The organism is Catenuloplanes japonicus, assembly GCF_000717135.1.
Classification (GTDB): Bacteria; Actinomycetota; Actinomycetes; order Mycobacteriales; family Micromonosporaceae; genus Catenuloplanes; species Catenuloplanes japonicus.
On the sequence record NZ_JNXY01000004.1, the window covers coordinates 373,600 to 393,254 of the forward strand.

General features: G+C 70.5%; 29 protein-coding genes. All 29 read right to left on the minus strand.

The window, feature by feature from the left end:
* Window positions 1–3: 3 nt before the first annotated feature.
* The 29 genes from OP04_RS08605 to OP04_RS49370 all read right to left on the minus strand — a co-directional run bounded on the left by OP04_RS08605 (window position 4) and on the right by OP04_RS49370 (window position 19,589).
* Window positions 4–3,342 carry a hypothetical protein gene (locus OP04_RS08605; RefSeq protein ID WP_157239517.1) on the minus strand — a complete coding sequence of 1,113 codons (3,339 nt, stop codon included), beginning with the start codon at window positions 3,340–3,342 and terminating at the stop codon, window positions 4–6.
* 22 nt (window positions 3,343–3,364) lie between these two features.
* Window positions 3,365–3,517 carry a hypothetical protein gene (locus tag OP04_RS53100; RefSeq protein WP_157239519.1) on the minus strand — a complete coding sequence of 51 codons (153 nt, stop codon included), beginning with the start codon at window positions 3,515–3,517 and terminating at the stop codon, window positions 3,365–3,367.
* 110 nt (window positions 3,518–3,627) lie between these two features.
* Entirely contained in the window at window positions 3,628–4,068 is a 441-nt protein-coding gene (locus tag OP04_RS49360; RefSeq protein ID WP_051797279.1) for a hypothetical protein, read from the minus strand.
* Window positions 4,061–4,516, minus strand: coding sequence for a hypothetical protein (locus tag OP04_RS08615; protein WP_033338965.1), 456 nt, complete (start codon window positions 4,514–4,516; stop codon window positions 4,061–4,063). Before OP04_RS08615 ends, OP04_RS49360 begins: the two co-directional genes overlap by 8 nt.
* A gap of 89 nt (window positions 4,517–4,605) precedes the next feature.
* Entirely contained in the window at window positions 4,606–5,160 is a 555-nt protein-coding gene (locus OP04_RS08620) for a phage tail tube protein (RefSeq protein ID WP_033338966.1), read from the minus strand.
* 73 nt (window positions 5,161–5,233) lie between these two features.
* Window positions 5,234–5,563 carry a hypothetical protein gene (locus tag OP04_RS08625; protein WP_033338967.1) on the minus strand — a complete coding sequence of 110 codons (330 nt, stop codon included), beginning with the start codon at window positions 5,561–5,563 and terminating at the stop codon, window positions 5,234–5,236.
* Between the two features lie 52 nt (window positions 5,564–5,615).
* On the minus strand, window positions 5,616–6,203 hold the full coding sequence (locus OP04_RS08630; protein WP_157239521.1) for a hypothetical protein: 588 nt from the start codon (window positions 6,201–6,203) through the stop codon (window positions 5,616–5,618).
* Between the two features lie 206 nt (window positions 6,204–6,409).
* The gene (locus OP04_RS08635; protein WP_033338968.1) at window positions 6,410–6,700 is read right to left on the minus strand and encodes a hypothetical protein; all 291 of its coding nucleotides are present in this window, start codon (window positions 6,698–6,700) and stop codon (window positions 6,410–6,412) included.
* Entirely contained in the window at window positions 6,697–7,062 is a 366-nt protein-coding gene (locus OP04_RS08640; RefSeq protein ID WP_033338969.1) for a DUF6221 family protein, read from the minus strand. Before OP04_RS08640 ends, OP04_RS08635 begins: the two co-directional genes overlap by 4 nt.
* Window positions 7,059–7,358 carry a hypothetical protein gene (locus OP04_RS08645; RefSeq protein ID WP_157239523.1) on the minus strand — a complete coding sequence of 100 codons (300 nt, stop codon included), beginning with the start codon at window positions 7,356–7,358 and terminating at the stop codon, window positions 7,059–7,061. The genes OP04_RS08640 and OP04_RS08645 overlap by 4 nt, the downstream gene beginning before the upstream one ends.
* Window positions 7,359–7,394: 36 nt before the next feature.
* Window positions 7,395–8,114, minus strand: a complete 720-nt coding sequence (locus OP04_RS08650; RefSeq protein ID WP_051797281.1) for a C40 family peptidase — start codon at window positions 8,112–8,114, stop codon at window positions 7,395–7,397.
* Between the two features lie 230 nt (window positions 8,115–8,344).
* Entirely contained in the window at window positions 8,345–8,638 is a 294-nt protein-coding gene (locus OP04_RS08655; protein ID WP_157239525.1) for a hypothetical protein, read from the minus strand.
* The gene (locus OP04_RS08660) at window positions 8,638–9,543 is read right to left on the minus strand and encodes a hypothetical protein (protein ID WP_033338972.1); all 906 of its coding nucleotides are present in this window, start codon (window positions 9,541–9,543) and stop codon (window positions 8,638–8,640) included. The genes OP04_RS08655 and OP04_RS08660 overlap by 1 nt, the downstream gene beginning before the upstream one ends.
* The gene (locus OP04_RS08665; protein WP_033338973.1) at window positions 9,540–10,217 is read right to left on the minus strand and encodes a hypothetical protein; all 678 of its coding nucleotides are present in this window, start codon (window positions 10,215–10,217) and stop codon (window positions 9,540–9,542) included. The genes OP04_RS08660 and OP04_RS08665 overlap by 4 nt, the downstream gene beginning before the upstream one ends.
* A gap of 9 nt (window positions 10,218–10,226) precedes the next feature.
* Window positions 10,227–10,502, minus strand: a complete 276-nt coding sequence (locus OP04_RS08670; RefSeq protein WP_033338974.1) for a hypothetical protein — start codon at window positions 10,500–10,502, stop codon at window positions 10,227–10,229.
* Window positions 10,499–11,614 carry a hypothetical protein gene (locus OP04_RS08675; RefSeq protein WP_033338975.1) on the minus strand — a complete coding sequence of 372 codons (1,116 nt, stop codon included), beginning with the start codon at window positions 11,612–11,614 and terminating at the stop codon, window positions 10,499–10,501. Before OP04_RS08675 ends, OP04_RS08670 begins: the two co-directional genes overlap by 4 nt.
* 229 nt (window positions 11,615–11,843) lie before the next feature.
* Window positions 11,844–12,167, minus strand: coding sequence for a hypothetical protein (locus OP04_RS49365; RefSeq protein ID WP_051797282.1), 324 nt, complete (start codon window positions 12,165–12,167; stop codon window positions 11,844–11,846).
* Window positions 12,164–12,949: a hypothetical protein gene (locus OP04_RS08685; protein WP_157239528.1), complete on the minus strand. Its 786-nt coding sequence runs from the start codon at window positions 12,947–12,949 to the stop codon at window positions 12,164–12,166. The genes OP04_RS49365 and OP04_RS08685 overlap by 4 nt, the downstream gene beginning before the upstream one ends.
* 52 nt (window positions 12,950–13,001) lie before the next feature.
* Window positions 13,002–13,412 carry a hypothetical protein gene (locus OP04_RS08690; protein ID WP_033338978.1) on the minus strand — a complete coding sequence of 137 codons (411 nt, stop codon included), beginning with the start codon at window positions 13,410–13,412 and terminating at the stop codon, window positions 13,002–13,004.
* Window positions 13,409–13,705, minus strand: coding sequence for a hypothetical protein (locus OP04_RS53105; RefSeq protein WP_033338979.1), 297 nt, complete (start codon window positions 13,703–13,705; stop codon window positions 13,409–13,411). Before OP04_RS53105 ends, OP04_RS08690 begins: the two co-directional genes overlap by 4 nt.
* Window positions 13,702–13,917 carry a DUF397 domain-containing protein gene (locus OP04_RS08700; protein WP_232323517.1) on the minus strand — a complete coding sequence of 72 codons (216 nt, stop codon included), beginning with the start codon at window positions 13,915–13,917 and terminating at the stop codon, window positions 13,702–13,704. Before OP04_RS08700 ends, OP04_RS53105 begins: the two co-directional genes overlap by 4 nt.
* A gap of 1 nt (window position 13,918) precedes the next feature.
* Window positions 13,919–14,134, minus strand: coding sequence for a hypothetical protein (locus tag OP04_RS08705; RefSeq protein WP_033338981.1), 216 nt, complete (start codon window positions 14,132–14,134; stop codon window positions 13,919–13,921).
* Entirely contained in the window at window positions 14,131–14,421 is a 291-nt protein-coding gene (locus tag OP04_RS08710) for a hypothetical protein (protein ID WP_033338982.1), read from the minus strand. The genes OP04_RS08705 and OP04_RS08710 overlap by 4 nt, the downstream gene beginning before the upstream one ends.
* Entirely contained in the window at window positions 14,414–14,896 is a 483-nt protein-coding gene (locus tag OP04_RS08715) for a hypothetical protein (protein ID WP_157239530.1), read from the minus strand. The genes OP04_RS08710 and OP04_RS08715 overlap by 8 nt, the downstream gene beginning before the upstream one ends.
* A gap of 209 nt (window positions 14,897–15,105) precedes the next feature.
* Window positions 15,106–15,855 (minus strand): DNA-methyltransferase, encoded by a 750-nt coding sequence (locus OP04_RS08720; protein WP_198153766.1) that lies wholly within the window; start codon window positions 15,853–15,855, stop codon window positions 15,106–15,108.
* Window positions 15,852–16,073, minus strand: a complete 222-nt coding sequence (locus tag OP04_RS08725; protein ID WP_033338984.1) for a hypothetical protein — start codon at window positions 16,071–16,073, stop codon at window positions 15,852–15,854. Before OP04_RS08725 ends, OP04_RS08720 begins: the two co-directional genes overlap by 4 nt.
* Entirely contained in the window at window positions 16,070–17,440 is a 1,371-nt protein-coding gene (locus OP04_RS08730; protein WP_051797283.1) for a replicative DNA helicase, read from the minus strand. The genes OP04_RS08725 and OP04_RS08730 overlap by 4 nt, the downstream gene beginning before the upstream one ends.
* Window positions 17,441–17,478: 38 nt before the next feature.
* Window positions 17,479–18,486 carry a hypothetical protein gene (locus OP04_RS08735; protein ID WP_157239532.1) on the minus strand — a complete coding sequence of 336 codons (1,008 nt, stop codon included), beginning with the start codon at window positions 18,484–18,486 and terminating at the stop codon, window positions 17,479–17,481.
* 14 nt (window positions 18,487–18,500) lie between these two features.
* Complete coding sequence (locus OP04_RS49370) at window positions 18,501–19,589, minus strand: GIY-YIG nuclease family protein (protein WP_051797284.1); 1,089 nt, start codon at window positions 19,587–19,589, stop codon at window positions 18,501–18,503.
* Between the last annotated feature and the right edge of the window lie 66 nt (window positions 19,590–19,655).

The following is a 19,655-nucleotide window of genomic DNA, read 5'->3' on the forward strand; positions in this document are numbered from 1 at the left end:
CGGCTACCTCCGTCGTCCGTCGCCGAGCGCGACCTGCGCGTCTCCGCCATAGCGGATCGCGACCATGCCCCGGATCGCGTCTAGGATCTGGTCGCCCGTCGCATTCCGGGCCCACGCCAGCTCCGGGCTCGGCGGCGCCTGCAGGGTCATGCCGGCCGAGAACGCGGCCTCGGCCTGGGCGTAGATGCCGTGCGGGTCGGCGACAATCGACGACGCGATGTCGTCCGAGATGCCGCCCAGTTCCGAGCCGAGCAGCCCACGCCGCGAGGCGATGCCCTCGATCAGGCCGTCCATGATGGCCGCGCCCTCGGGGATGAGGAGCTTGCGGTCTTTCTCGATCGGACCCTTGTTGTTCTTGATGAAGGTGGCGACGCCGCCGAGGTAGCCGCCCAGCGTGGAGAGCATCGAGCCGATACCCGAAATCAGGCCCGACACGATCGCACGCCCGGCGCTGTAGAGCAGGTTCCCGGTTGCTCCGAGCCCGTTCGCGACGCGGGTGCGCAGCCCGGACGCGGTCGACTGCAGCGATCCGGCCAGGCCGGAGATCCCGGATTGGAGCCCGGAGACGAAGTCCCGGCCCTTCTGCACCAGCGTGCTGCCGGCGTTCCCGACCGCGTCCCGGACCTTCCCCGGGATCTCGCGGGCCTTCGACGACAGCGACCCGAACAGGGACCCGATCCCGTTGATCAGGCCCTGGATGAGGTCCTTGCCGATCTGCATGAACACGGTCGACGGCGAGGCGATCCCGAGCCCGGACTTGACCTTGCCGACCAGGCTGTTCGGGCCCGACCACAGCAGGCTCGCCGCCGCCGACGCCAGCAGCGACCCGAGGGCTTTCGCGCCCTCCACGACACCCTCGACGATCGCCCCGCCGACCGACTTGGTCCTCTCCTTGACCGTCGTGCCGATCCCGGACCAGTCGATCTCGCCGATCCACTTGCCGATGTTGTAGAGCAACTCGTACTGGCCGAGGAAGGTGGCGTCGTCGCCGGGATCAAGGGAGCTGAAGAAGTTCGAGATCGACTCGGCCTTGCCGACCAGGTCGCCGACCGACTTCGCAAACTCTTTGAAGTCCTCGATGTAGCCGCGGATCCGCTCCTGCGTCTCCGGATCCTTTAGAGACGTCGCCAAGTCGTCCATGAACGCCTTGAACTGCTTGAAGGGCGACTCCTCGTCCTTCTGCTCCGACCCGGTCAGGATCTCAAAGAACGAGCCGACGATCGAACCGGCATCCTTAGCGATGTCCTTCAAATCGTTGAAGTAGCCGGTCGCGTCCTGGAAGAACTGCTCCAGGCGGCCGTCCTCCGCCATCGAGTTGATTTTGTCGGAGAACTTCTGCAGCCCGTTCGCGATCGACGACCCGACCGCGTCCAGGAACGGCTTCGCCTCCGCCGCCAGCGACGCGAACGCCTCCACCAGCGGGCCGGTGACAACCTTGCCGATCTTCTCGAAGTTCGACCGGATCGTCTCCGCGCCAGTGATCAGATCGTCGATGACCTGTGGCTTCTGCAACGTCTGGCTGAGGTTCTTGAACAGGCCGTTGAACGTGTCCGCGTACGAGCCGAGAGACTCCTCCAGCCGCGGCAGCCACGCATTCGCCAGATTCGTGATCTCCACGCCGAGGCCGGCGAACAACCGGTTCTGCACACCCAGGCGCAGCTCCTCGAACGCCGGCCCCAACGCCTTGATCGCATCGACGAACTTCTGCGCCTCAGGCGCCAGCTTGATCGTGTCGTCCAGGCCGCCGCCGCCACCCCCGCCACCGGCGGACGCGGCACGCTCCCTCGCCTGCGCCAGCGCATCCTGCGCCGAGATCAGCGAGTCATACGACGCCTTGACGCCATCGTTCGCGCTGGCCAGCCTGTCCTGGGCGTCGATGATCCCGTTCGCGGCATCCTCGACGGCCTTACGCGCGTCGGACTGCTCCTTCAGCGCGGCAACAACCTCTTCGGAGCCCTCGATGCCCTTGCGGTTCGCCTCCCCGGACTCCTCGCCCAGATCCTCGACCGCATCCTTGGCGTTCTCGACCGCGAGCTTCGCCCGCTCGTAGCGGGACTCCGCCTCCTCGATCAGCTCCGGGTTGAACGTCGTCTTGGCCGCCGCCAGGTCCCGCTGCGCGTTCCGTAGCTCCCGCTCCGCGTCGCTCTGGTCCAGAACCGCGCCGCGTAGCGAGCGGCCCAAATCCTCGAACCGCTCCTGCGCCTGCTTCCGCGCCCGATCGACGATCCCCTGCAGGCGCGCCTCGGCGGCCAGCGCGTCCGTGTACGAACGGTTCGCCTCGGCCAGGCCGCGCTGCGCCTGCTGCAAACCACGCGACGCCGCCGCGATCCCGCGACGGGCCGCCTCCACCCCGCGCTCAGCCGCGGCGACACGGCGAGCACGGTCCTCGGCGGACTCGCCACCACCGCCACCCGAACCGCCGCCGCCGACCTTCTTTTTGAACGCGTCGCCGATGCCCGAGAAGCCGAGCTTCAGCGTTGCGAAACCCGCGCCGATACCGGCAATCAGGCCCGGCAGCGACGCCAGCACGCCCGCGAGCGTGTAGACCAGCGGCACCGCGGCGCTAGCCGCGAAACCGATCCCGGCGACGATCCCGGCCGCGATCGCCGCCACACCAGCAGCCGACCCGACAGCGCCCAGCGACCTGGCCACCCCGCCGACGCTGCCAACCACATCCGACGCCACCCCAGCCAGCTGCGAGAGAGCAGCCGAGATCGCGCTCGTCTTTGGCGGGTCGACCTCGACCTTCGCCTTCACCCGCGCCGACGCTGCCGCGACCAGCGCCCGCAGCTTCAACTCGAACTCCCGGCGGCCCTCAGGGTCGACCGGGATCTTCGCCTTCAACTGCTGCTGAATCGCGCCCAGCTCGGCCCCGAGCTCCTGCCGGAAACCGGCCGTGTCCGCGTTGACCGGCACCTTCGCGTTCACGGTCTTCGCCAGCCCGGCCACCTGCACGCCCAGCTCACGCCGAAACGCGTCGAAGACCGGGTCGACGACGACCGGGACCGTGACCGGTTCCGGCTTCGGAACCTTCGGCAGCTTCTCCGGCTTCGGCTCCGAAGACCTCGGCGCCCGAGGCGCCCGCGGGGCAGGCTGGCCGCCGGACGGTTCGGCCGGCACCTTCATCCGGGCCTTGCCGAGCTGCTCCTTGAGCCTGCTCGTGTCGAGCACCGGCGTGACGGTGACCGTCAGCTTCTCGCCGTTGATCGCCTTCTGCAGGACCGACTTGAAATCGACGCCCTTGAACGCACCCTCGATCTCGCGCTTCAGGGACTTCGCGAGCTTCCGGGTGTCCGCGACGACCTCGACGCTGACTTGCCCCACGGAAATCGGAGCGGTCACGGGGATTCACCCCGATCCCGTCTCACGCTGCAGGGATCAGGCCCAGATTCCGCATCCGGCGCGCGAGGTCTTCACCGCGCTGCGCCGCCGACTTCTTCGGCTTCCCGTCTGGGATTTCGATCGGCTTCGGCCTGCGGCCCTTGCCGCCGCCGCGCTGCCAGTTCCCCGCGTTCACCGCGTGCAGGATGTTCCGCAGCAGGATCTCCGCCAGGCCCCACTCCGCGCGCTCGCCGAGCAGCTTCCGGTGTAGGGCCGACTCGCGCGGCAGCCCGCGGATCAGAACGATCAGCTCCCGGGAGCTGCGGCGGTCCCGGCCCTCGCTGAAGAGCGCTGCCGAGAGCCGGACTTGGTAGAACCGCGCGAGGTCTGCTTCGATGGCCTCCCCGTGCTCGTCGAGGAGTCGGAGGAGGCCTCCGATTCCCCCGGCTGCACGCCGTCCCATTCCTGCCAGGCGTGGAACAACTCCTTGATCGCAGACGTAGGCTTCGGCGCCTCGGCCCACGCCTCGTCCTGACCGGCCAGCTCGAATGCGATCTCGAACGCCTGCCGGAGCGCGGTGACGTCCTCCGCCTCGCACGCCTCCAGCACCCGCAGGTCGATGTCCTGGATGTACGGCAGCGTCCAGTCGCGGTCCTTGCCGTCGCCGCCGGGCCAGACGAACTCGAACGGCTCCTTTTTGATCTCGGCGTACCTGGCCGTCAGGTTGAACTTCACGCGCTCAGCCACGGCCGACCGCCTCGTCCACCGCGGCGCCGATCGGGTCCGCGGCCGGCGGCGTCCAGCCCGGGATCTCCTCGCGCGGATCCGGGCCCTCGCCAGCGCCCCACACAGACCGCGGCCGCTTCTCCGGCTTCGGCAGCAGACCCATCGCGTCGAGCTTCTCGACGACCTCGGGCCGCACACCCGCCGCCTCGTTCACAGCAGCCTGGACCTCGCGGCGAATCATCGCCACGATCTCGGCCATCGCATCCTCGGGGACGTCGACCTCGGGGTCCGGGTCAACGTCGACCTCGTGCTCGGTGGCGATCAGCGCCCGGGCGCCGCAGCCGCGGGCGAACTTGTCCCAGTCGCTGCCGGCGAACACGGCCGGGGCGCAGCGGTCGAGGACGAGCGCGAACGGCGAGCCGTCGTCGGACTCACCGCGCGGCAGGTACAGAAAGCGGAGTCGTGCCATGTGCGGGTTCTCCTTGCGGGATGTGCGGGTCGGATGGTTCGAGACGCTGGCGGCCAACCCGCACGGTGGCCGCCAGCGCCGGTCTGGGGTTAGAGCGCGAGGTCGTCGTCGAGGTAGTAGCGGTAGACCCAGAAGCCATTGACGTCCATGTATGCGGACAGCTCCCACTCATACACGGTGATACCGCCGGCCGACCACAGGACGTCACCCCTGTTCGTAACCTCACCGCTCGGCACCACGAGCCGCAGCGCGCGGTTACCGTCGATGCCGTGCAGGACCCACGGCCGCACGTCGGTGCCCGGCGGGCGCTCGGCGACCGACACGCCCTCGGACGTCTGCGTGATGACCGACCCGGAGTACTGAATGCCCAGGGTGGTCAGGTTCGTCTCAGCAGCAGCAAAAGTGAAGACTTTCGATGCCTGGCCGGGGATGCGGCGGGCCAGCGCGTTCTTCTGCCACACAAATACATCGGTTCGGTCCTGAGAAGTCGCCTCGGAGATGCCGTCCTCCGAGATCGCGCCCACCGGGTTCGCGCCCGACGGTAGCGGCGACGACGCGTTGGTCGGGAGCGTGAAGCTGCCGCCCTCGACGGAGGTGGCCACAAGGCCATCCGTGTAGGCCCTGATCAGGCTGACGTCGACCATGGGTCACTCCTTGAGCATGGTGATGGACCCGACGGCCGCGCCGGGCAAGAAAGGACGAAGAGGTGCTTCGCGGTCAGGCGGTCCGGAAGGCCTGGAGCTTCACGTCCGCGTGGTCGACGCCGACCTCCAGCGAAGCGCCGTAGCGGGTCGTGTCGAACGGTCCGACGTAGCGGGTCCCGGATGCCGGCACGGACACGCTTCGGGCCGTGATGGGCTGGCCGTCGACCGAACCCTTGAGGTTGATCGTCATGGTCCGGGGTGTCACGCCGTTGTTGCGTGCGACGATGAACGTCGATCCACTGTTGGCGACGGAATGCGCATTCACGGGATCGCCGTTGACCTCGGTGGCAGGCGCTACGCCCGCCTTGGTGATCACGGTGACGGGTACGGCAACGCGCGCCATGGCTACCTCCGGGCATGGTGAAGTGGCCGAGCCCCGAGGCGGGTCGGCTGGATCAGATGGGTGGGATCCGTTGGAAGCGTTCGCGGTAGACGGCGGATTGCGCCTGCTCAAGATCCTTAATCGGATCATCGATAAGAATCAATTCTGCGGGCCGTCCGGTCACACTGCCAGCCACGCCGGCACAGAACACCCCGCCCTTACGTCCCTCGATCTGCCAGCGCCCCGCAGCACGCGAATCCGCGCGCAGCCGCACACCGAGGTCCACCGTGCCCTCGTCGCCGTTGAAGGTCTCGAAGTCCCGCTTGATGTCCGCGCCCCAACGCCTGGCGATCTCGTCGGAGTAACTGATGATGATCGTCCGGAGGTCTTGATCAACGTCGGCCATCAGCCACGTCGGGAACCGGTACGACACCGTGCTCGACTTCGCCTCCTGTGGCGGCATCGAGATGATGAGCCGGTCCTCGCGGCCCTCGGCCACGTCGACCAGCGACGCGTTGATCAGTTCCAGGGCAGGCGTGCGCACGATCGTCGGGTCGAGCGCCTGAGCCATGTCCAGCGGCGACGCCCAGCGCCGGGTCCGCGGCTTCATCAGCCGCGCCGCCTCGCGCATCGCGGCGCGCACGTCGAGGAGCCCGGACACGCTCACCTCGCAGGTGGGTGTCCGGCCGTACCGCGGGGAGTAGAGCGGCACGGCCGGACGCGCGATCCCCCACAGGACACGCCACTCGCCACGGCCCGATCTGCCGCGGTGAGAGTCAGGGTTGCCCGGTCGTCTTCACGGGCGCGAGCGGGACCACACGGTCACCACTTCTTAGCCTCGGAGTGAACAGCTGATATAGCCCCCAGTCAAGCAGGCGTCGTCCGGCGGTGCGGTCTGCGCCCGGCCCAGAACGGCCGGCGTGGTTTCGGCTTGCCCTGCATGTCGTGCCGGGCTTCGACGCCGCGGCGGTCCATCTCGTCCTGGACCGCGTGCCCGTCGTAGAGCGCGCGCCGGGTGGCGGGGTCGTAGCGGACGGGCCGGCAGTATTTGCGGATGGTGTTCGCGGCGACGCCGAGCATGTGGGCGAGGGTGTCGCGGTCGGCGTGGATGGTGTCGCCGACGAACTCGCGGACGAGGACCGGGGTACGGGCGGTCATGCCTTCCACTCCTCGCGCCATCCTTCGCGGCCGGCGTATGGCTGGGCGAGCGCGTGAACGGCGTCCGACCACGCGTCGTTGTATCCGCCGTAGCCGGGCCCGAGGTCGAGGATTCGCCGCTTGGCGTCGATCTCGGCCAGGACGCGTGTCGGGTCCCAGCGGGCCATGTGCACGCCGGACTTGCGCAGGCTGCCGCCCCAGGGCCCGGTCGCAAGAAAGCCGTTGCCGCCAGTGCCGACCATGTTGACGTCGCCCTCGTCGCAGGCCGCCCATTCGGTTGTGCTGTGATCGGCGGCGGCGGACGCGACCCGCTCGTCCTCGTCGAGCTGCGTGCGCAGAAACGCCACCAGCTCGGCGGTCATGCCGCCGCCTCCGTCGCAGCGCGGACCAGCTGGTCGAGGTAGTTCGGTGGGGCGAACGCGTCGCCGTACATCGGGTGCTCCGGCGGGATGGTCTTGAGCCGGAAGTTGCCGAGCCTGCAGATGTCCTCCCACTTCTCCACCCACCGTTTGCCGCGCGAGAAGACGCGGACGGTGATTCGGTCGTGGCCGTTGCCGGGGTTGACGAGGGTGACGTAGGCGCGGGCTCCGACGGCGGCGGTCGGCGTGGGGCGCATGTAGTTGCACTGGATGACCTGCCGGTCGCTGTCGCCGTTCATGCCGCCCACGGTATCCGCCGTCGCGCTGCCCTCGCGCTATCCGACCTGCCGGAAGCGTGGGCTCCCCCAGATCGGTGACACCTCGACGCGCGCGCCCGGATACGGGGCGTGGACCATGAGCCCGTCGCCGAGGTACAGGCCGACGTGTCCGGGGAGGACGACGATCGCGCCCGGCTCGGCCTGCGACCTGGACACGCCTCGCCCGCGTTGGGCTTGTGCCCCGGTGTAGTGCGGGAGCCGCACGCCGGCCTGTGCCCAGGCGGCCATGGTCAGCCCGGAGCAGTCGTACCCGCCCGGCCCGACGCCGTTCTCGATGTACGGCTTCCCGACCTGGGCGAGCGCGAAGTCAACGGCGGGATGCGACGAGCGCGGGCGGCGCGGCTTGGACGAGGCGGGACGTCCCCGCTTCTTCGGCGCGTTCTTGCCCTTGGCCGGCGTGGACTCGGCGCGCTTCTCGGCCCGGCGCTCGCTGCTCCCCCGGCTGGCCCGGACGGCGCGCTCCTGCCGCTCGACGGCCTCCGACATGGCGGCCAGCTCGGCACGCGCGGTCAGCGCCTCCCGCTGGACGGGGAGTCCTGCTCCTAATTTGCTGCCAGTTGCTCCCAAGTTAGGAGCAGGACTCAGCTCGACGGCCGCCGGTATGCGGGTCCGGTGCTGGTCCTGCGCGGCCGCCGTGGCGGCCTGGTCCGGGGCGAGCAGCGCCGGCATCCCGACGGCGGTTGCGGTGAGGAGGGTGACGGCGATGCGTACGCGCATGCGGCTCCGTTGGTCGGCCCGGTGCTCGCGTGCGTGGCCTGTTGGACCGGGCGCGGGTGCGCTGGTCGCGGTGTGGTGCTGGTCAGGCTCCCGGGCGGTGTCACGTCGGGCATTGTGCGCAGACGCGGGGCGCGCGGGTGGCGTTCTACTGCGGGATTGGGCCTGACTTTCACTCGGCGTGGGTACGCAGTGGACCGGGAGTAAGCGATGCTCACTCCCGGTCCACAAGGTCAGTACAGCCGGATCGGCCGCCGCAGCGCCTCCTGCAGCGCAGCCTCGGCCGCATCCTCGTCAATCACGTACGCCTGGCCCTCCGGCATGATCGACGACGGCTTGACCGTCACCCGCTGCGCCCCAGACTGCTCAACCGCGGCGCTGACCATGTCGGCCTGGTCGGGGTGGCAGATGACCGTCCGGCGCGGGTGGATGGCGTCGTAGATGGCGTTCATCTCCGCGAGCAGCGCGTCCACGTCGAGCGGAGGCGACGGCTGCGGCGGCTTGATGCGGAGGTGGCCCAGGTCCATCAGATCCGCCCCGCCATCGCGTCCGCCCACGCCCGGCGAGACGGCTCGTCGTCCAGCCGGAAGTCCGGCGCGGGCCCGCCGTTCTTCGGTGCCGTGCCGAGGTCGTCCCACCACGAGACGCCCCGGCAGCCCTCGGCGCGCAGCCTGGCCACGCACGCCACCATCAGCTCTGCGCGCCGGCCGCCGGTCGGGTCGTCCGGCCGCTTGGCGATGCCGAACTCCGGCAGGAACGGGGCGGTCCCGGTCACCTCAGCGAGGGTGAGCGGCGCCCACAGCAACTCGGCAACAGTCGGGTACGGCTTCCACGAGCGCGCGTACGTGTCAACGGCCGGGGCGCCCACGCCCGGCAGGTAAATCGAAAGGTCCCGGCCGCCCTTGTCCTCGACCCAGATGTTCGCGTCGATGTGGACCAGCTCGACGATGCCGCCCTGGCCGAACTCGGCCAGCATGTTCGCGAGGACGAACTGGCGCCGCCGGTACTCGCGCGGGTCCGCGTCCTTCGGCCCGGGCTCGTGCATGTGGGAGATCAGGTAGTGCGGGAGCCCGTCGCGGCGCGGCGCCATGTTCGCAGGCGGTAGCCAGGCGCGGAGCATCTTCCGGGCGGTGTCGTCGTCTCCCCAGTCCTTGAAGCTGACGTGTGGGATCACACCTGGGCAGAGCTGCTGGACCTCGTTGATGCGCTGGTCGTCGTGGGGGCGCTGCCTGTCGTCGAGGACGGTGCGGGGCGGGATGCCCTTGCCGGGGCCGCCGAAGATCCGGGTCATGCGGGCGGCGGGCCAGCGGGCGAGGCGGGTGCCGTAGTCCTTGGGGTCGCAGGTGATGCCGACGAGCATGGCCGCCGGCGGGTAGGTGATCGTGACGGTGGCGGGCTGGCCGGTGTTGGTCGTACCGGTAATCGTGGTCATGCGATCTCTCCTTGGTGGCGTGCGACGGCGTCGCGGACGGCGCGGGCAAGGTCAGGGTCGGGCCGGTCGGTGTAGACCATGACCACCTCGGTTTTGGCGGGCAGCATCGTCGCCACCCGGATCGGGGCCGGGCTGCCCCCGTAGCTGCGCTGCTCTCGGCCGACGGTCCGGCCGTGCTCGTTCTTGATCTCGACGGTCTCGACGCGGCGGACCGAGGTCACGTGCTGGGTGATGCACTGGGTTCCGCCGTGGGGTGGCAGGAGTTCCCAGTGGCTGGCCTCGGTGCAGGCGTGGCAGCACAGGTCAGCGGGCGCTTCGCAGTTGCGGTTACGCATGTCGCAGCACGCGGCGGCGGGCGGCTGCGTACTGGCCGGCGGCTCGTCGCGCTCGTGGCAGCCGAGGTCGACGGCCCAGGCGCGTTCGAGCCAGCCGCGGTCGACCTGGTCGTGCATCGGGTCCCAGAAGTGCGAGCCGCGCTCGGTGTTGCGGGCGAGGTCGTCGAGGACCCGCTCCTCCAGGAGCCGCTTGAGGGCTGCGCACGGGGCGCAGCAGATCGGGCAGCAGCCGCCGACCTCGGGGTCTTCGGTGGCCGACCACAGCGAGGACAGGGCGTGCGAGGTGAGTTGGGCGGCCGTCTCGCGCGGCAGGGTGTACATCAGTGCCAGGTTGTTCATGCGGGCTCCTCAGAGGATGACGGTGCACGCGCCGCACAGCGCGTACGTGACGAGCAGGACGAGCCCGACCGCGGCCGCGAGCCGGAGACGGGCGAGCCGCTTCCACCCGCGTAGAGGCCGCCCGTAGACGGCTCCGCGTTCGGCGTGACGGCCGGAGATCCGGTGGACGGGCGGCGGCGGGGTGAGGAGTTCGGCTACGGCGGCGGCGCCGACGAGCAGGTGCCGGCCGATCCGGGCCCACAGTTCACGGCGGGTCGGCGGTGGGGCCCAGGGCGCGCGGGTCACGCCGCCACCTGCTCGTGGACGGCGATGCAGCGGCCGATCTCGGGCCGGAACATGCGCTTCGAGTCGCGCGGTTCGGTGACGTCGTGCCAGCCGACCGGGAGCCTGCCGCCACAGTCGCTGCACGCCGGCGCCCACGGCGAGGCCTGCGCGCGCTCGGCATCCTCGGTCGAGTACCGGCGCCGCTTGTCGACCGGCCAGTGGCGTTGGATCTGGACGGCGAGGTCGAGCCAGCCGCGCCCCTGCGCCCATGACGAGCGGCAGCGCCCGCAGTCGACCATGGTCGTGTGCGGGTCCTGCCACAGCGAGAAACCGCACGGCTGCTCGGCGCCGCTGTCGCGGTCGGTGAGCAGCGTCGGGCACCGGCCCAGATACGTTTCATCGCGGGTCTCGCCCAGGGCGCGCTCGAGTTCGGAGTGCAGGGCGCGCAGCTCGGCGTGCAGGCGGGGGATGCCGCCGAGGTTCCGGTCGCAGGCTTCGTCGAGCCAGCGGAGCAGCCAGCGCACGTCCCGGTCGGCGGCGGCGACGGTCCGGACGGCCCCGAACCGGGCACCCCACTCACCTGCGGCGGTGTCGGCGTGCTGGCCGGGGCCGGGCCCGAGCAGCATCCAGCCGACGGACATGCGCGGCTCGGCGTCGTCCTGGTCGGCGGCGATCCCGGTCGGTTCGCGGCCGGGGACGGACAGGCCCGCCTCGCGCCGCCACGCTGCGACGGTCGCGCGCAGCCACTCGACCGGCGGGATGGAGCCGACCTGGTCGTCCGGGAGGGCGTAGAGCTGCCGTCCGTCGGGGCCGGTGACGGGCTCCTGGGTCCAGGTGACGATCTGCTGCTCGCGGGCGGTGGCCATGGTCCCGCCTCCGGCGAGCCGCACGGTCCCGGCGACGGTGACGGTGGAGAGTACGGCCGTCTTGCGGACGAGCGGCTGCAGGGCCCGGTGGTCACGGATGACGGTCGCCGCGCCGGGCCCGAGGAGTGACAGGACGTCGAGCCGGGCCGGGGTTGGGCTGCCGGTCCGGGAGGTGGTGACGCGCTCCCCCTGCGGCGTCGACCCGGGCAGGAGGCAGAGGGCGAGCCGGGCGATCTGGCCGGGCATGGCGGTCAGCCAGTCGGACATGCGGACCCGGCAGACGGGGCAAGCCGCGCCTTCGTGTGGGCGGCGGTGTCCGCAGCACGGGCACGGGAGGTCAGGCGTTCGGACGATATCGGGCGTTTCAACGTTGCGCGTCATCGTGGTGCTCCCGTGATCGGCTACGGTGCGAGACGCGATGCAACGGGGCTGCTGGGGAGCGGTTCTAGCTGCGGGAACGGCTCGGGCGACTTCGGACGCGCTCGGGCCGTTCGGCTTATCTGGGCCGGGAGCCCCAGTCCTGTATCGCGGCGACCGCTCTCACGGTCCGATGGGCCAGCCGCACCGTGCGCGCGGTCGGCCGCCGGCCAGATAGCCGCACCAGGGCCGCGAGCAGCCACGGGCTGTCCGCGTCGTACGGCTCCCCCATCGCCACCACGATCTGCAGGGCGCCGAGCATGTCCGCAACCGCGTCCTCGTTGTATCGGTGCCACCACGGCAGCCCGGCGTTAACCTCGGCGCGGACCGCGGCCACCCACTCCGGGTCCGCGGCGTCCATGGCGCGCTCCATCGCCTCGATCACGTCGTCGGTGTCGGTCATGCGGCGATCCCCTTCATCGTCGGCTCGGCCGTCGCCAGGTCGATGTGACGAACGATCGACTCCCACACCCGCTCCTCCGCCGTCTGGACGCCGAGCTCGCTGAGGACTCCGACGATGACGACCTGGATGAGGACACCGACCTGCTTCGCCAGGTCGATCTTGGCTTGAGCGACGTTCGCCGAGACCGCCAGCGCGCAGAACTTGCCGACCATCTCGTGCGCCTTCCGCTCCAGCTCCGTCAGCGCCCGCACACCCTCGTCGACGGCGTAGACCAGGCCGCGGTCCGCGTCGTACTTGTGGCCGACGAGCGCGGTCACACCGCCCTGGGCGAAGACCCGGTTCAGGTCGGCGCGCGCGGTCTGGAGCTCGGGGTGTTCGTGCTGCCGCCGGCCCTGCTCGTCGACCTCGATCTGCTCGTCGATGAGGACGATCTGCTCCGCGGCGTGCGCGCGCTGGAGGCGCTCGGCGGCCTCGTACGCCTGCCCGATCAGGGAGCCGTACAGGTTGCAGCGCCACTTCCAGAACGCGATCAGGCGCAGGATTTCGACGCGCGGGTCGATGCTGGCCCCGTCGTGCCCGTCGAGGGTCCATTCGTTGAGCTGGAGACGAATCTGGCCTTTCGCGGCGTGCTCGGCCGGGGCGACGCCGGCGTGCCGGAGGCAGCCGGTGGTGCCGGGGGTGACCCATTGGCCGCACCAGCCGCCGCGGTTGTTCTTGTGCCGGTGGTGGCCGCATTTCTTCGGGTCGGTGGGCGGTGGCCCCATGGCGTTGTCGTTCCGCATGACCTTCACCTCCGTCTCGTCTCGGACCTCAACCTTGTATCAGGTTGTCGCGTCATCTACCACTCGCGGCCTGCGGCTGTGCGTGGTCGCGGATCTGTTCGCTCCAGGTTTTGGGCGGGTCGATCGCGGCCCCGGCGGCAACGCCCGCCCGGTAGCCGCTCCCCCACGACGCGCTGTGGACGTCGGGCAGGAGCCCGATCGTGGCGAGTGCGTCGAGCGCTTCGCCCGGCTGGCGGAGACGCACGACGAGGCGGGTCATCCACCCGGTCCATTCCCCGTCGCATTCCTGGACGGTGAGCGTGTCGCCGTTCATCTGGATTCGGTGGGCTGGCCATTCGCCGCGGGCGGACTGCCAGGTGTGGAGTCCGTCTCGGCCGGTGCGCGGGTAGCGCTTCGTCCAGCCGTGCTGGCGCACCCAGCGGAGCGCGCGGATGATGCGCAGCTGCAGGTCGGGTTCGGTCATCGTCGTCGTCCTCGTCTCGGTGTCGGGTGCTGGGTGCGTTCGTGCTGCCGGATGCGCAGGATCGCGTCGTGGTCTCCTGCGGCCGGCCCGGCGCCGGGGCAGCTCTCGCGGATGCACCGCCAGCCGTCCGCCTGCGGGATGTCGTCCGGCAGGTCGCAGCCGGGGTGAGTGGAGAATCCGCCGGCCGCCGCCGCGGGGTGGAGCGGCCAGCCGCAGTCGGCGGCGCAGGTGAGTCCGGTGTGCACGGCTTCGTCGAGGACGCGGGTCCGGCCCGGGGCGACGGCGGTGGTCATGCGGTGCCACTCCGGACAAGGTCAAGAAGGAACGCTCTCCTCCGGACCAGGTCGAGGAACGCCGCCCAGGCGAGGAAGTCGAATTCGAGCATGGGCGGGAACGGGTCCCATTCCTCTTCCGAGGCGTAGACGAGCACGCGGCGCTCCTTGGGGGCGATCCCGACCTCGACGCAGGTGTGCGACTCGCAGCGGGACGACTTCCGCCAGGCCATGTCAGCCACGTCGCTTCCCGAACGCCAGGTAGAGGCCGCCGAGCACGAGCAGCACGGCGAGCGCGAACAGCGCGCTGATCCACAGCGGCGACAGGACCCACCACCAGCTCCAGTCGATGTAGCCGGTGAGCTTGAGGCCGATGAACAGGACGGCGAGCAGGCCGGCGAATCCGATGCTGCCTCCGCCACTGTTGGACGAGGTGGAGCTGCTGCTCACGGGGTCTCCTTCGGGGTTCGGTGCTGGTCCATGCAGGCGCACCCGCACGGCTTGGCCTGGGTGAGCGCGGCCCGCTGCTCGTCGGTGGTCGCGCCGGCGTGGGCGGCCTCGTCGGCGTCCATCCACGTGTGCGGGTCTGCCGGGCACTCCCTGAACTGGCACGGGTAGCACCTGGTCCAGCAGATCCCGGCGGCGCCGGACCCAAGCGCGACGGCGATCTGCGCAGCCTGGCCGTCGGTGAGCGGCGGGGCGTCCATCTGCGCGCGGAGAATGACGGGCTCAGCCATGGCGCGTCTCCTCGCCGGGTGTCTGCTGGTCGCGGGCCGCGTACAGGTCGTCCACGCTGGTCCGTCTGTTGAGCCAGTCGTCGATCGCCTGGTGGAGGCGGTCACGGTCGCGCTCGGCGTGCCGGAGCCGGTCAACGATCGGCTGGAGGTGTGCCCAGAGGGCGTCGCTGACGTACGGGACGCCGGAGCACGCGCACGGCCGGGTCGCGCCGGGGCAGGCGGGCTCGTCGTGGCAGTGGTGCCATTGGAGGTAGTCGGGGGCGTTCGGGTCGTTGTCGTCGGCGTCGTAGCAGCCGGACTGGACGATGACGGCGCCGATCGCGGCCCGGATGCGTTCCTCGGTGAGGGGCGCGTCGCCGTTCGGCCCGCTGAGAGCGTCCAGGGCGACTTGGGGGTTACCGGGGTATGCGGCGGGTGGGTTCGAGCCTCCTGCGGGGCGCTCAGCATGCCGGACGGCAGTCTCTGGTTCGGTCATCGGGTCTCCAATCAGGTCGAGCAACGTCGGCCCTGCCTGCCGCGCAACTGGCAAACGAGGGCTGGTCGCGTTTCGGGGGTGCGGGATGCCGTACCTGGCCGCGCAGTCCGGGCCGTAGCCGACCGCGCGCGACACCGAGTCCGTGAGGAGCTGGCCGCAGCCGCCACGGCACGGGACCGGCGTAAGGCCAGCGAAGGGCAGGAGCGCGGTCACGCGGTCAGCTCCGCGAACAGGTCGCCCTGGGCGAGCCGTGCCACGATCGCCTCGCAGTAGCGCTCGTCCGCCTCGACCAGCACCGCGCGCCGGCCGAGGAGCCGGGCGGCGACCGCGGTGGAGCCGGACCCGGCGAACGGGTCGAGCACCACACCGCCCGGCGGGCACCCGTATTCGATAAGTGGCGCCATGATCGCCGTCGGCTTCTCGGTCGGGTGGATCGCCCGGCCGTGCGCGGACGCGGCCTGGATGACGGACCGCTGCAGGCGCTGCCCGTCGTCGACGTACGACCCGCCGGAGATCTTCCCGGTGTGCGGTACGGCCGTACGGTTGCGGACCGACTTCGCGGGGCCGGGGCGGGCGACGCGCGGCACCTCGTGCCGGATCGCCGACCATGCGCCGCGATACCAGTGCAGGGCGTGCTCGTGGACGCGCCGGAACCGGTCGGCGGCGAACCCGCTGCCGTTGTGCTTCTCCCAGACGACGTCCTGCGACATGGTCCAGGTGGAGAACTCGAGCGCGCGCTCGAGGAACATCCGCATGCTGCCGAAGCACCACATCGAGTCCGTGGCCTGTGCGGCGATCGTGGGCCAGCCGTCCGGCCACCGGTCCCAGGCCAGGGTCGTCTCGGCGTACGGCGGATCGGCCAGCACCAGGTCGACGCGGCCGAGGCCGGGCACGATCTCGCGCATGTCGCCGCAGTACAGCGTCACGGTCGCGTCGGCGTAGAACGGGGTCGGCGTCACCACGGCATCCCGCCCAGGTCGTCCGGCACGTTGACCGACACGGGCGCGGTGTGGGTCGTCGGGCAGTCGGCGTGCCCGCACGGCGCCGGGACCGGCAGGACCAGGCCGGGGTTCTCCGGCCGGGTCGCCGTCCTCGTTCCGTCCGGCGCGGTGGCCAACTGCCAGCCGTGGCGGGCGAAGAAGTCGACGGTCAGCCACGACATGCACACGGCGGTCACGGGAACATCCCCATGTCCGCGAACTGGGCCACGTGCAGCTTCGACGCGACCGTGACGGTCTCCTTCGGCCCGTTCCGGTTCTTCGCCACGATCAGGTCCGCCTCGCCGGCGCGCGGGGACTCGGCGTCGTAGTAGTCCGGCCGGTGGATCAGGATCACCACGTCGGCTTCCTGCTCGACCTCGCCCGAGTCGCGCATGTCCGAGAGCTGCGGGATCTTGTCCGTCCGGGACTCGGAGCCGCGGTTGAGCTGCGACGGCACGATCATCGGCACCTCCAGCTCCTGGCCGAGGGTCTTCAGCTCCTTCGCGTGGGTGCCGACCTCCAAGTCCTTGCGGTCGAACTTCCGGGTCGGGACGAACCGCTGCAGGTAGTCGGCATAGACGAGGCCGAGGGCGCCGTGCCGCTGCCGGAACCGGCGGGTCTCGGTCCGGATCCCGGCGACGGTGTTCGTGCGGTCGTCGATGTGCAGCGGCCACTTCGCGATCATCTGGCTGGCGGCGCGGGCCTTCGCCATCTGGTCGGAGTTCAGGTGCCCGGACGTGAACGCGGACAGGTTGATCCCGGCGACCGACGACAGCAGCCGCCAGGTCAGCTCCCGCCGGGACATCTCCAGCGTGAACACGATCGCCGGGTGTCCGGCCCGTGCCGCGGCGACCGCGAACTGCAGCCCGAGGGTCGACTTCCCGGAGCCGGGCCTGCCGGCCGGGATGATGAGCTGGCCGGGCAGGAACCCTCCGAGGAGGTCGTCGAGGGCAGCGAGGCCGCTCGACAGGCCGCGCGGGATCTCACCCGCGATGATCCGCTCCAGGTGCGCGAGCTCGTCGTCGCCGAACTCCGAGAATGCGGCGAGGCTGCCCGAGGTCCGTTCGACGGTCGCCTCATGTACGGCGCGCTGCGCGTCGTCGATGACCTCGCTGGTCGGGGTTTGCAGCGACTGCGACACCTGGACGATCCGCAGGCCGGCCTCGTAGAGCTGGCGGCGCTGGGCCCAGTCGAGAACGATGCCAGCGTGGTAACCGGCCGTCCCGGATGTTGTCGCACGGGCGAGGAGGGTGTGCAGGTACGGGCCGCCGCCGATCCGCTTCAGGTCGCCGGACTCGTCCAGGGCGCGGGCGACGGCAACCGCGTCGGTGGGCTCGCCGGACGCCCACAGGCCGGTGATCGCGCCGAAGATCCGGCCGTGCTTCGGGCTGTTGAAATGGCCGGCCTGGAGGATGTCGACGACATCATCAACGATGCGGGGCAGCCCCATCATCATGCCGAGAACGACCTGCTCGGCGGCCGGGTCGGCGAGCCCGCTCTCCGCGTAGCCGGGGTCGGCGAGCTCGACGGCGTGCAGGTGCCGGGTCTCGGTGGCGGTGCTCATCTACTGACCTCCGGGAGTCGGGATGCAGGTGTGGGCCGTCATGCGGACTGCCGCCCGCCAGAGGAAAGCCGGTCGGCGCGGCACGGGCCGCAGGTCGCTGCGTTGAACGTGGGGTGTTCGGGGCAGCGTTCGTTCGGCGGAACGCGGCGCGGGATCGGGCTGACGGGGGCGACGGTGGGCCGGTAGTCGTCCAGCCACCGGCTCTCGTTCAGCCACGTCGCCCCGTGGGCGATCGCGCGGGGCGGGGTGGCCTCGGCGCGGAGGTGCGCCACGTACCTGGCGAGCCCATCCGTCAGCACCTCGGCCGACACCTTCTTGCGTGCCCCGGTCCACGCCTTGCGTGCCGGCTGGCGGGCAACCTTCTTGGGGTAGCCGGACCACCAGGCGTCAAACTCGGCGTCCGCTCGCGCCAAGGCAGCCGCCTCGGCTGCGGCCTTGGCGGCCTTCGTCTGGGCGATCGACTGCTCGTGCAGCACCGCCATGCCGTCGAACCCGTCGAAGAGGTCATCAGCAGGCGGTCGCCGCGCAGCGGTGACCATGTGCTCTTGACCTTCGGGGTTGGGAGTGGGAGTGGGATCCCGGCGCGCAGGCGTGCGCGAGCCATCGTTTGCTACGGCGTTGCTATCAACGTCATGGCAAGCCGATGGCAAATTGCCATCCTCAGCGATCTCCTGAGCGCTAGCCTCGGCCTCACGCTTCGCTGCCCACCGCTTCTCTGCGCCGCGCTTGCCAGCCTCTGACCGGGCCTCTCGGGTCTTCTCCGTCGGCAGGTAGTCGCCAAAGTCGTGGAAGAACCAGCCGTCGTCGGCCGGGCTTACATCCCACAGCCCGTGCTGCACGAGCAGCTTCACGCCGACGCCGGCCTCCGACCCGAAGTAGCGGCGCGGGAGGCCTGAGGGCACGAACCCGGGCGCACCCTTGCCCTTACGGCGGTTCCTGTTGACGTAGGCGAAGCACAGCGCCCACAGCCCGATGGCGGTCGCGGCGCCCTCCATCTCGTCGAGGATCGCGAGCACCTTGGGGTGGTCGTCGAAGTTGTCGTCCATCCGGCCCCAGCCCATCAGAGCAGCACGTCCTCAAGCAGGTAGGTGAGGCGGAACTTGATCGGCTTGCCGTGCCGGTCCGGCCACTCGGAAACCCCGGTACGGCGGGCGGCGCGCACGATGTCGATGAGGTGGTCGTCGCACCACAGGTCGTGACCTCCGCACACGTCCTCACACTCCGTGCATTCGTCGAGGTGGACCGGGGTCATCGGCCGGAACGGGCAGAACTGCTGGTCCTCGTAGCGGCTGTTGCAGGCGCCGTCCGGCAGCTCGTCGGCTTCCTTGAAGGCGCGGGCGTATCTGGCGGCGATGCCGTCGATCTGCACGCTGGAACTGTGCGGGTTCATGTCCCGGGCGAGGCAGGTCCAGCACTCCCGCTCCCGCTCGGGAAGGGCCGTCAGGTACCGCACGTTCAGGAGGCGCGTGTACTCCTCAATCGCGGACCTGAACCGGCTCTCCGGCGGCAGGTCCGGCACCTCGAACTCGGACTGCTCGTCGGCCCAGTCGAGACAGATCTTTGCGTCCCTGCGCGGGATCGATTCGAGGAGTTCCCGGATGACGCGGTCCGCGTGCCCGAGCTGCATCTGCAGGCGCATAACCGCCCCGTACGCCCACGACGCGGCGCCGCCGGCCATCTCGGACTGGTAGAAGGCCAGCACCCTGCTGGCGCCGCTGGAGGACGGCGGTTCCAGCAGGTGCAGGATCTCCTCGGCGAGCGCCTCGCGGGCGTCTGCGGCGGCGGGCCCTTCGACTGTGCGGCGGGTCTCGGCGGGCAGGTCGTGCCAGTTCAGCCGTAGCCACTCCTCGTCGACAGTGAGGCCGGGGATGGTCGTCATCTCGTTGTGCTGGTCGTTGTAGAGCGGCTTCTCCGTCTGGATGGCGGCCTTCTCCGCGGTGAGCGCGTCGGCGCGGTTGGAGTAGTGCTCCCTGCGGATGTCAACGACCTGGTCAAACCAGGGCTTGTCGCGGGCGTGCTTGGCGATGCGGGCGCCGAAGTTCGCGGTGATGCCGACGTAGAGGAGCACGTCGGCTCTGTCGAAGAACCGGTAGAGCACGTGGGGCCGGTCTGCGAGGTCGAGCAGTGCGGCGCTGACCCGTACGGTCATCGGTTCCTCCTTCTATGTGGCGGTGCTGGTGCTGGAGCAGGTGGTGCGCCCGGCCGGGTGAGGTCC